General features: G+C 70.2%; 7 protein-coding genes. 2 read left to right on the top strand and 5 right to left on the bottom strand.

The genetic code is table 11. The annotated features are described in order from the left end of the window. Window positions 1–48: 48 nt before the first annotated feature. From ABZS97_RS27840 to ABZS97_RS27820, 5 genes are all read right to left on the bottom strand, one after another. Window positions 49–1740: an LCP family protein gene (locus tag ABZS97_RS27840; RefSeq protein ID WP_356141751.1), complete on the bottom strand. Its 1692-nt coding sequence runs from the start codon at window positions 1738–1740 to the stop codon at window positions 49–51. Window positions 1741–2120: 380 nt separating this feature from the next. Continuing rightward, window positions 2121–3866 (bottom strand): LCP family protein, encoded by a 1746-nt coding sequence (locus tag ABZS97_RS27835; RefSeq protein WP_356141749.1) that lies wholly within the window; start codon window positions 3864–3866, stop codon window positions 2121–2123. Between the two features lie 93 nt (window positions 3867–3959). Next, window positions 3960–5702, bottom strand: coding sequence for an LCP family protein (locus tag ABZS97_RS27830; RefSeq protein ID WP_356141747.1), 1743 nt, complete (start codon window positions 5700–5702; stop codon window positions 3960–3962). Window positions 5703–5948: 246 nt separating this feature from the next. Beyond that, window positions 5949–7286: an LCP family protein gene (locus ABZS97_RS27825; RefSeq protein ID WP_356141761.1), complete on the bottom strand. Its 1338-nt coding sequence runs from the start codon at window positions 7284–7286 to the stop codon at window positions 5949–5951. 140 nt (window positions 7287–7426) lie between these two features. After that, entirely contained in the window at window positions 7427–8182 is a 756-nt protein-coding gene (locus tag ABZS97_RS27820; protein ID WP_356141745.1) for a TIGR03089 family protein, read from the bottom strand. 159 nt (window positions 8183–8341) lie between these two features. Between ABZS97_RS27820 and ABZS97_RS27815 the strand changes: the two genes are divergently transcribed. Together ABZS97_RS27815 and ABZS97_RS27810 are read left to right on the top strand one after the other, a co-directional pair. Continuing rightward, entirely contained in the window at window positions 8342–9766 is a 1425-nt protein-coding gene (locus ABZS97_RS27815; protein ID WP_356141743.1) for a peptidoglycan recognition protein, read from the top strand. A 99-nt stretch (window positions 9767–9865) separates the two neighbouring features. Next, window positions 9866–10948 carry an NDP-sugar synthase gene (locus ABZS97_RS27810; RefSeq protein ID WP_356141741.1) on the top strand — a complete coding sequence of 361 codons (1083 nt, stop codon included), beginning with the start codon at window positions 9866–9868 and terminating at the stop codon, window positions 10946–10948. The last annotated feature ends 10 nt before the right edge of the window (window positions 10949–10958 follow it).

Below are 10958 nucleotides of genomic sequence, written 5' to 3'. Positions count from 1 at the left end.
GCCCCTCTCCGCGCCGGAGAGGGGCCCAACTGCCGTACGGGGAACGCCTTATGACCAGGTGAAGGCGGGGTTCACCTTCATGCAGGCGTCGGTCTTGGCGCCGTTGAGGGCCTCCGCCGTGTCCGGGGTCGTGTCGTCCTCCGCCTTGGCCTTGTACGTCGTGCCCGTGCGCCAGTCGGCACCGACCACGAGCGTGACGCCCGAGACGTCCGTCGACTTCTTCACCGAACTGAACGGGATCCCCAGCGACTTGGCGACCTTCTGTGCGTCGCCCTCCAGATCGGCGCTCGGGTAGCGGATGACGGTCTTCTCCGCGGAGGTGGCCGTCGTCGTGTCCGCGGTCGTCCGCGTGAAGCCCTTGCCGAGGAGCAGGTTGCTCACCGTGGTCGCACGCCCGGAGACCGGGCCGAGCGCGGTCGTCCGGGTGCCGTTCTGCACGAGCACACCGATCTCGCCGGCCGCCGCGGCCGGGTCCGAGGAGGCCTTCTCCGCGGTGCTCGTCTTCTTCTTGTTCGTGCCGTCGAGCGAGATGTCCTCGCGGACCAGACGGAACAGCTTCGTGGCGTCCTCCGTGGGCTCCACGCGCGCGCCGACGTACCGGAACGGCATCGTCGTCATGGTGATGCCCTTGGTGGGCACCTTCTTCAGCTCGCTGCTGAGGTCGTAGAGCTTCGCCACCGTGCCCAGGCCCTCGTCGACGGTGAGCGCGTTGGTGGCCGTCTCGGCGAGCGAGCGCAGCTTGCCCGGGTTGCTCAGCGTCGCGTTCTCGCGCAGCTGGCGCACCATGGCGTTCATGTACTGGTGCTGCGCCTTGGCCCGCGCGATGTCGCTGCCGTCCTCGAAGCCGTAGCGGGTCCGCAGCCACTGCAGGGCCTGCTTGCCCTTGATGTAGGTGGTGCCCTTCTCCAGCTTCAGCCCGGAGCCGTGTCCCAGGCTGTCCTTGGAGTAGATGTTCGCGTCCACGCACACCGGGACGCCGCCGATCGCGTCCGCCATCGACACCACACCCGAGAAGTCGATCTTCATGAAGTGGTCGATGTGGATGTCGGTGAGCTTCTCCCAGGTGGCCACCGTGCAGCCGGGGCCGCCGCGGCCGAGCGACTCGTTGGTCATCAGCCGTCCGACGGTCGCCGGGTACACCTTGCCGTTGTCCGGGTCCGTGCACTTGGGCATCCGCAGCAGCGTGTCGCGCGGCATGCTGACCACCGACATGTTGGTGCGGTCGGCGGAGACGTGCAGCAGCATCTGGACGTCGGCGAGCGGCACCCCGCCGAAGGTGTCCTTGGCGCCGCCGAGCTTCTGGTTCTCCTTGGTGTCCCGCGCGTCCGAACCGATCAGCAGGATGTTCAGCGGGGTCTGGCCGGCCGCGTTCGCCTTGGACTCGGCGGCCCTGTCCTTCTCGTCCCCGATGTTGAGCTTGTCCTTCTTTATGTTGTTGTTCAGGTGCTGGTAGTAGAGATAACCGGCACCGGCGGTGCCGAGTATCAGGACCGCCAGAACCGTCGCCGACCAGCGCAGGATGCGACGTCTGCGGCGCGGGCGCTCTCCGCCCCCGCGCCGGCGCCCACCGCCTCCGCCGTGCCGGCCGTGCCCGCGCGGCTGCGGTCGCGGACCGTCGCCGTCACCCGCGCCGTCCGACCGGCCGCCGTGCCCGTCGTGGCGGCCCTCGTCCAGGTCCGGCCCGCCGGCCTGCCCGGCGCGTGGTCGCGTTCCCTCCCCACGCACACTGCTCTGCGCCATCTCCGTGCCTCCCCACCCTGCGCCCGCCGAACGGGCCCGTCCCGCGCTCTGTGTCCCTGTGCTGCGCCCCTGCGCCGTCGCGTCCGTCTCTGTGGACGCTTGTGTGGTGTTAGACGCACGACAGGCCCGTCAGGTCATCACCCGACGCACACCGATTTGTCTGCCGCGGCCCCTCGACCCCCGTCCGGCACACCGGACCGGCTTCGACGGGAGCGTACTTGAGGGTGCTCCGATCAGGGTTTCGCCGACGTTTCCGAGCCGGCCGGACCTGAACACGCCTCATCATTCTGCAGCCAGGTAAGAATTCCCTGTGGAGAGCCGGCGGGTTCGTCGGGGCCGCGGAACCGGGATCCCGGAACCGGGCCCCTCCCAACCGCGCCTCAGAACCGGTAGGGCTTGTAGATCTCCATGCAGTCCCCGGTGTCCGCACCGTGCACCGCGTCCGCGCTGACGGGCAGGTCACCGGCCGACGGAACCGACTGCTTCGGATAGGCGGCGCCGCTGCGCCAGTCGGCGCCGACGGTCAGCGTGAGCGCGGTGACGTCGTCCGAGGCACGCACCTGGCCGCTCGGCACACCCAGTGCGGTGGCCACGGAGAGGGCGTCGGCCTTCCCCTGAGCACCCGCGCCCTTCGCGTACGTCACCAGGGTCCGTGCCTGCGGGTCCGGCGTCGTACTGGCGAGGGCCCGGGTGAACCCCTTGCCCTGCAGGGTGCTCGCGACGGCCGTGGCCCGCTGTCCCACCGCCGCCACGTCGTCGCCGCCCGTGCCGTTGACGACGCTGACCGCCAGCGTGCCCGCCGGTGCGGCCGCGGGGCCGGTGCTCGTCGCCGAGGGGCCGGGCGACGCGGACGCGCCGGCCTTGCCGACCTTGCCGCCCTTGTCGAACGACACGTCGCCGCGGACCATCGCCCACACCTTGTCCGCGTCCGTGGCCGCGGGCACGAGGTGGTCCTTGTCCAGCGGATCCTGGATCGTGGGCATGGTCGTCATGGTGAACCGGCTGGTCGGCACCGTCTTGAGCTGCATACCGAGGTCGTACAGCTTCTTGACCGTCCCTATCTCCTCGGAGACCTTGAGGGACTTGGTCGCCGCCTCCGCCAGGTCCGTCAGACGCCCGCCGTCGGTGAACACGTTCTGGTTCTTCAGCGTGCGGATCATCGAGTTCATGTAGATGTGCTGGGCCTTGGCGCGGCCCAGGTCGCTGAAGAAGGCGTGCCGGGTGCGCAGCCACTGCAGGGCCTCTTCGCCCTTGACGTTGTGCGTGCCGGCCTTCAGCTTCAGGCCGGATCCGCCGCCCACCCCCGGCAGCGGACGGTCCCACACGTTCTGCCGCACACAGACGTCCACGCCGCCGACCGCGTCCGCCATGTCCACCACACCGGCGAAGTCGATCATCATCCAGTGGTCGATGTACACCCCGGTCAGGTTCTGCCAGGTGGCCAGCGTGCAGCCCGGACCGCCACGGGCCAGCGACTCGTTGATGATGGTGTTCTTCGCGGCGTACTTCGCCCCGGTGTCGGGGTCGGTGCACTTCGGGATGTCGACCCGGGTGTCCCGCGGAATGCTCACGACGGAGGCGCTCTTGCGGTCCGCGGACAGGTGGATCAGCATCTGGACGTCGGCCCGCGGCTTGCTGCCGACGCTGTCCTTGTCGCCGCCCAGCTTCACGTTCTTCGCCGAGTTACGGCTGTCGGAGCCGATCATCAGGATGTTCAGCGGGGTCTGCCCGTCCGCGTTGGCCTCCCCCTTCTTGACCCCTGACTCACCGCTGTTGCGCTGGCCCTTCTTGATGTTGCCGTTCAGGTGCAGGTAGTAGAGGTATCCGGCGCCGGCCGTCCCGAGTATCAGGACGGCCACGGTTATCGCGAACCAGCGCAGCACACGGTGCCGGCCGGGTCTGCGCCGACCGGACCGCTGCCTGCCGCGCCGGCCGCCGGAAGCGCGCCGGCTGCCACCGGAGCCGCCCCGGCCGCCGCTGCCGCCCCCGTCCGAAGCCGGGTCCGAGCCCGCGACCGGGGTCGGGTCCTGCGCCGTACCCGGCGCTGAACCGTTTCCCCTCCCCGGTCCGCCGGCCCGCCTTACGCCCCGCCGCGTGCGCTCCCCGCGCACACCACTCTGCGCCATCCCGCTGTTCTCCCCACCCCTGGCGCCACACCGCATACGAGTGCGTCCCCGCGCGCGTACGACTTCGTACGGCGCGGGGACGCATCCGTCAGCTCACTTGGCGCACACCGTCTTGTCCGCTGTGGACTTCTCGACGTCCGGCGCCTTGGAGGTCATCGGGACCCCGGCGCCCTTGAAGTCCTTGCCCAGGGTCAGCACGATCGCCGGAAGTCCCTGGGCGTTCTTCTCACTCTCGCCGGGCTTCATCGCCGAAGCGGGCAGCCCCATGAGGTCCGCCAACTTCCGTGCCTGATCAGCCTGGTCGGGAGAGTACTCGAGGGTTGTCTTGCTGAGCGGCGCGTCCGCGTTGCCGAGCTGGCTCGACTTGAGCACGCCCTCGTCGTTCTGAAGCCAGTTGAGGGTCTCCTGCGCGGAGCCGGACTCGGCGCCGCCGTTGTAGATGTCGACCCGGATGTCGGAGGCGGTGGAGCGGGAGCCCTTGAGGCGGGCGGCGACCGCGGCCTTCTCCTTCTTCGCCTTCTGCTTGACGGTCGTCAGCGAGACGTCGTCCTTGATGGCGGAGAAGAGCGAGGGGGCCCTCGTCGGGTCGACCACGACCGTCGCGTGGACCTTCTCGGCCGGGTTGTCGATCACGGGCACCGTCGTGAACGAGATGTTCTTCGGTGGCACCTTCTTCAGCTCCATGGCCATGTCCTTGAGCGTGCTGACCTTGCCGATGCCCTTGTCCACGGTGAGCGCCTTGGTGGCCGCCTCGGCCAGATCCAGCAGCTTGGTGGGGCTCGTGAGGGTCTTGCTGGAGCTCATCTTGCGCATCAGCGAGGCCATGAACTGCTGCTGCACCTTGATGCGGTCGAGGTCGCCCTGGTTGCCGAAGCTGTGCCGGGTGCGGACGAAGGCGAGTGCCTGCTCACCCTCGATGTTGTGCTTCCCGGCAGAGAGCTTGAGATGCGAGTCGGGGTCGTTGACGTCCTTGGCGAGACAGACCTCGACACCGCCCACCGCCGAGGTCAGCGTCTTGACCGCGTTGAAGTCGACCATCGCGAAGTGGTCCGGCACGATGCCGGTGACCGCCTTGACCGTGCGCATGGTGCAGCCCGGGTCCCGCTTCTCCTGGCCGAGGCTGGTGTTGAAGCGCACGTTGTCCGTGCCCGTGATGGTCTTGATGCTGCCGTCGTCCTGAATCGTGTCGCAGTCCGGGACGTTCACGATCAGGTCGCGCGGGATGCTCAGCGCGGTCGCGTTCGTTCGGTCCTTGGAGACGTGCAGCAGGATGTTGGTGTCGGCGTGCCCGACGCTGTTCTTGTCGCCGTAGCCCTCGTTGCCGGAACCGGTGCGCTTGTCCGTGCCGATGATCAGCAGGTTGAAGGCCTCGTCCTTGCTGAAGCCGCTCTTGGCCGCGTCACCGACGTCCTTCGTGGTGACGTTGCCCTCAAGGTGCTTGAGGTAGGCGTAGGCCGCCGCGGAGACCGCGATGAGCACGAAGGCCATCGTGCCGCCGGTCCACAGCAGTATTTTCTTCGTCCGCGACTTCTTGGACTTCGTCCGTCCCCGCCGCCGCCCGGGAGGCGGCTCGGCCGGCGCGCCGCGGCGTCTGCGCGGCCCCGGCACCTCGGTGTCCGAAACGGCGCCGGAAGCCTGGCGCGAACCCCGGCCCGGCGCGGTGCGTCCGCCCGCCGCAGCGGGAGCCGCACGACGGGCGGATCTACGGGGACCGGGAACTCCCGACTGCGCAGCGGAAGGCTGCAGTCGCAGTTCGTAGTCACCGGTATTGGGGTTGAGTACCCACTGGTCTGCGGGGTCGATATCGTCCGCCCGCCCACGGCCTTGCGCGTCCACGGTTGCTTGAGTCCTCCGTCGGGGCCACGCGGCGCCTTTCCCCCCTCAGAAGGCGCTCGGTCAGTCGGTCCAGCAGTGCGCGACCCCAGGTCGGTCCTCGTGGTCGGGTGCACCGGATCGCTCACACTATCCGCCCAGTTCAGCGTCAAGCGACGACGGTGACAAATTCCACCCCCTACAACTGGGCAATCCGCCTTATTTCTCAGAGAGTTCTTAGCTCAGGCGTTCCCCGCCTTGGCGTGCGCTTTACCCGCAGGTGTCCTCGGCGGCCGTGTTTCCGCGGAAAGTGGGTGCGGGATCGGGAGTACCGGCACGAGAACCGGCCCGCTTTCCGGCGGACTTTCCGTCGTCGTACGACTCCTCTTCGTAGTCGTACTCGGATTCGTACTCGGATTCGGACGACGAGTCGTACGCGCCTTCGCCGCCGTCTTCGGTCGGGTTCTTCTTCGGAAGCGGCGTCTGGGCCTGCGGCGTCTGGGCCTGCGTCGGCGGGGCCTGCGTCGGGGTGGGCGTCGGGGTCCGCTCGGGGGGCTGCTTCGGGGTTTCCTTCGTGACCTCGACGGCGGTGTCCGTGCGCAGCCGCGCGAAGAGTTCCTTCGCCGCGGGCTCCACGAGCTGGTCGCGATTGGTGTCGTGGACGTACGGAGTCCGCGGCACGGTCAGGAATTGCACACGTTCCGTGGGGATGTGGCGCAGGCCGCGCACGAGTTGGTACAGCCCGCGCAGGCTCGCCAGTTCCGGGTCCGTGGTGAGGGAGGACGTGGCCGCGTCGAGCACCGGATAGAGCTTCACGGGATTGAGCAGGACGTCGTTGCTCTGCACCTTGTTGACGAGCGCGCCGAGAAAACGCTGCTGGCGTTCCATGCGGTCGGTGTCGCTGCCGTCGCCGAGGGACTTGCGGGCGCGTACGTATCCGAGCGCCTGCTCGCCGTCGAGCGTCACCTTGCCCGCGGGCAGCCGCAGCTTGGCCGCCTTGTCGTTCACCGGGGCCTTCAGGCACACCTCGACGCCGTCGACCGCGTCGACCATCTCCTTGAAGCCGTAGAAGTCCACGACCATGTGGTGGTCGACACGGATGTTCGTGAGCTTCTCGACGGTCCGGATCGTGCAGGCCGAGCCGCCGGTCGCGAAGGCGTAGTTGAACATCGCGAACACCGGCTCGGTGCGGGTGCCGTCCGGGCGGCGGCAGCCGGGCACGTCCACCATCAGGTCGCGGGGCAGTGAGACGGCGGTCGCGCTGCGCCGGTCGGCGGACAGGTGAAGCAGGATCGTGGTGTCGGACCGCTCGGTGCCGGAGTCGCGCCCGTACTTGCGGTTCTCGTCCCCCGACCGCGAGTCCGACCCGATCAGCAGGATGTTCTGCGCGTCGCGCACCAGCGCGGTGGGCCGCTCCTTCTCGTACCGGGCGAGCTCGGCGGCCGCGGCGTTGTCCGGCGTGATGTTCGCGTCCAGCTTCTCGTACGCGGCCCAGCCGGCCCCGGCCACGCCCAGCACCAGCACGGCGACCCCGATCGCGGTGTACCGCAGCAGCCGCCGCCGCCGTCGTATGACCCCGGCGCCGGTCGGGGATGCTCCCGAGGGCATGCCTGCGCTGTCGGTCACGGAGCGGTCCACCCCTCATGGCGTGCGAGCGTGTCGTCCTGCGGTGCTCCTACGACGATGGCGCGGGGTGGGGGTGGGGCGCGGCCGTTGGAGGGCCGAACGGGTGACCTGGCCCGGTTCCGCTAACGGCGCGTAGCCGTCACCCGCTCGCTCTCGATCCGCTTCGCGAGGGCGTCCTCGCCCAGCTGCCCGAGATGGCGGCACAGCACCACGGAGGCGCCGGTCGCGAGCGGCGCGTACAGCCCGGCGCTGAGCCCCTCCCACGTGTCGTACGACGCCCCGGACAGCAGGCGCGACCCGGGCCCGGTCAGGTCGAGCGCGGGTGCGTCGGCCCGGGCCCGTTCGACGACCTCCGCGCTCGTGTACTCGCCCCCGGCGACGATCAGCGCGGGTGCCTCCGGGTCCACGGGCGCGTACGCCTGGAAGCGGTCCCCCTGGCCGGGCACCTCGACGGCGTAGTCGGCGAAACCGGCGGGCGGCTGCGGGAAGCGTCCGCCGAGCGGCCGCAGCGCCAGGGCGATCCGTTCGCCGGAGCAGGCGCGCGCGGCGTCGAGGGTGTCGGGCCCGCTGACGACGAGGTCGGCGGCGGCCGGGTCGCCCGCGACGTCCGCGACGACGCCCACCGAGGAGCAGGCCAGCAGCCACACCGCCGTCTGCCAGTGCGCGGGCAGCAGCAGCGCGACCCGGTCCCCGGGCTCGGCGGACAGCTCGCCCTGGAGGAGGTTGGCGGTCTTGGCCACCCAATTGGCGAAGGTGGCCACGGACAATTCGACCCGTTCGCCGGTGGCGTCGTCGTAGAAGGTCACCAGGGGGCGCGCGGGGTCCGCGGCGAGCGCGGATCGCAGCAGGTCGGCAGGGGTGCGGTCGGTGGCGTTCACGCGGGCAAGCGTACGCGGGGGCCGTGGCGGGGCCGCCCGGTCGGGTCAACCCGGGCCCCCGGACGGGCCTCGGAGGGCCACCGGTTCGGACGAGCGCAGCCGACGGTCCGTCAATTCCCGGATGGACAGATATGTATGACTATGTCCAGGATCAGGAGCATGCGTGGATTCCTTGCTACCTCGGTCGGCGTCACCTGTGCGGCCGCACTCGCCCTTCCGCTGGCCCTGCCCGCCCCGGCGCAGGCCGGAGCCCCGGCGCGGACGTCCGAGCCGGCCGCCCCCGGCAGCACCCAGTCCCTGCCGCTCGTCCCCCTCGCGGGCACCCGGGCGCTCGGCTCCACCGCGGCCGAACAGGGGCTCTCCAGACGGGACGTACGGTCGTTCTCGCTGGTCGGCGTCGTATGGGACAACCCCGACAGTGAACTGCACGGCCGCGTCCAGGTCCGCACCCGCGCCGCCGGAACCACCCACTGGTCCGGCTGGCAGGACGTCGAGACGCACTACTCCGACGACGCGGCCGACCTGGACAGCGCCGAGCGCACCTCGGGACGCGTCCGCGGGGCCACCGCACCGCTGTGGGTGGGCGCCTCGGACGGCGTCGAGGTGCGCGTCCAGGCAGCGCTGGAGGCGGGCGACGAACGGACGGGGGTGACGGCCGACTCCCCGCTTCCCAGGGGCATGCACCTCGAACTGGTGGACCCCGGCGCGGATCCCGTCAGTGCCCCGGCCGGCCACGCGGAGGCGCTACGGGCGGAGCCGGCGAGCGGCGCATCGGCCGTATCAGGCGTGTCTGCGGCCGTATCGACCGGCGCGGCTGCCGCGCTCACCGCGGAGACGGTCGACGCCTCCGCCGCCAACGCCGGACTCGCCCCGCTCGGCGCCACGGAGATCCCGGCGCTCACCAAGCAGCAGACCGAACGGGACCCGGCCACCCGGGAACTGCCGTCCGTCCAGGACGGCGAACGGCGCCTCCAGCCGTACATCGGACCGCGCCCGCGCATCATCACCCGCCGCGGCTGGGGCGCCGACGAGCGGCTGCGCGAGCGCGGCTTCGTCTACACGAAGAAGGTCAAGGCGGCCTTCGTGCACCACACGGCTTCGGGCAACAAGTACAGCTGCTCCCAAGCTCCTTCGGTCATCCGCAGTATCTACCGCTACCACGTGGAGAGCAGTGGCTGGCGCGACATCGGCTACAACTTCCTCGTCGACAAGTGCGGGAACATCTACGAGGGTCGTGCGGGCGGTGTGGCAAAACCCGTCATGGGCGCCCACACTCTCGGGTTCAACACCAACAGCATGGGGATCGCCGTCCTCGGCACCTACGGCTCCACCAAGCCGACCCGTGCCGCGCTCAAGGCCATCGCCCGGCTCACCGCATGGAAGCTCGGTCTCTACGGTGCGAATCCGCGCGGCAAGACATACCTGAAGTCCGGGGGTGGCAATCTCTACCGAAAAGGAAAGAACGTACGACTCAATGTGATCTCCGGCCATCGGGACGGGTTCGCCACGGAGTGCCCCGGAAGGCTCCTGTACGGCAAGCTCGGCACGGCCCGGACCACGGCGGCCCGCTACCAGGGGCGATAACTGCTGGTGCGGCCGTCGAAGGCGCCATCGAACGGTCTGCATACACTGGCCCGCCGTGACACCGTTTCGGCGGGCCCCAGCAGGAAGCAGAGACGACAGGTGACAGAAGCGATCCTCCTGGTCGGCGGCAGAGGCACCCGGCTGCGTCCGCTCACGATGAACACCCCCAAGCCGATGGTCCCGGCGGCGGGTGTCCCCTTCCTCACCCACCAGCTGGCGCGAGCGAGAGCGGCGGGCGTCGAGCACATCGTCCTGGCGACCTCCTATCTGGCCGAGGTCTTCGAGCCGTACTTCGGCGACGGCTCGGCGCTGGGCCTCCACCTCGAATACGTCACCGAGGAGGAGCCCCTCGGCACGGGCGGCGCCATCCGCAACGTGGCCGCGCGGCTGCACTCCGGGCCCGACGACCCGGTCCTGATCTTCAACGGCGACATCCTGACCGGCCTGGACATCCCGGCGCTGGTCGCCACGCACCGCTCGTCCCGCGCGGACGTGTCCCTCCACCTCACCCGTGTCGAGGACCCGCGCGCCTACGGTCTCGTCCCCACGGACGCGACCGGCCGCGTCACCGCGTTCCTGGAGAAGCCGCAGACGCCCGAGGAGATCGTCACCGACCAGATCAACGCGGGGGCGTACGTCTTCCGCCGCTCGGTCATCGACACGATCCCGGCGGGCCGCCCGGTCTCGGTGGAACGCGAGACGTTCCCGGACCTCCTCGCCACCGGAGCCCACCTCCAGGGAATGGTCGACTCCACCTACTGGCTGGACCTCGGCACCCCCCAGGCCTTCGTACGCGGCTCCGCCGACCTGGTCCTGGGCCGCGCCCCCTCCCCGGCCGTCCCCGGGCGCTGCGGCGATCGCCTGGTCCTGCCCACCGCCTCCGTCGCCCCGGACGCCAAGCTGACCGGAGGCACGGTCGTCGGCGACGGCGCGTACGTCGGCGAGGGCGCCCGCATCACCGGCAGCACGCTCCTCGACGGCGCCGTCGTCGAACCCGGCGCCGTCATCACCGACTCCCTCATCGGCGCCCACGCCCGCATCGGCGAACGCTCCCTGCTCACCGGCACGGTCATCGGCGACGGCGCGATCATCGGCCCCGACAACGAACTCCGCGAGGGCGCACGCATCTGGTGCGACGCGAGGATCCCGGCGGCGTCGATCCGCTTCTCGTCGGACCAGTAGAGGTTTCAGC

The sequence above is a fragment of the Streptomyces sp. NPDC005485 genome (genome assembly GCF_040606085.1).
GTDB lineage: Bacteria > Actinomycetota > Actinomycetes > Streptomycetales > Streptomycetaceae > Streptomyces.
The sequence above is the reverse complement of the archived record's forward strand: the minus strand, read 5'-3'. Positions and strand labels throughout refer to the sequence as shown.

Excerpts from the sequence above, each read along its gene's own strand:
- ABZS97_RS27835 (WP_356141749.1), bottom strand. The coding sequence starts at position 3,866 with ATGGCGCAGAGTGGTGTGCGCGGGGAGCGCACGCGGCGGGGCGTAAGG.
- ABZS97_RS27840 (WP_356141751.1), bottom strand. The coding sequence starts at position 1,740 with ATGGCGCAGAGCAGTGTGCGTGGGGAGGGAACGCGACCACGCGCCGGG.
- ABZS97_RS27815 (WP_356141743.1), top strand. The coding sequence starts at position 8,342 with ATGCGTGGATTCCTTGCTACCTCGGTCGGCGTCACCTGTGCGGCCGCA.
- ABZS97_RS27825 (WP_356141761.1), bottom strand. The coding sequence starts at position 7,286 with ATGCCCTCGGGAGCATCCCCGACCGGCGCCGGGGTCATACGACGGCGG.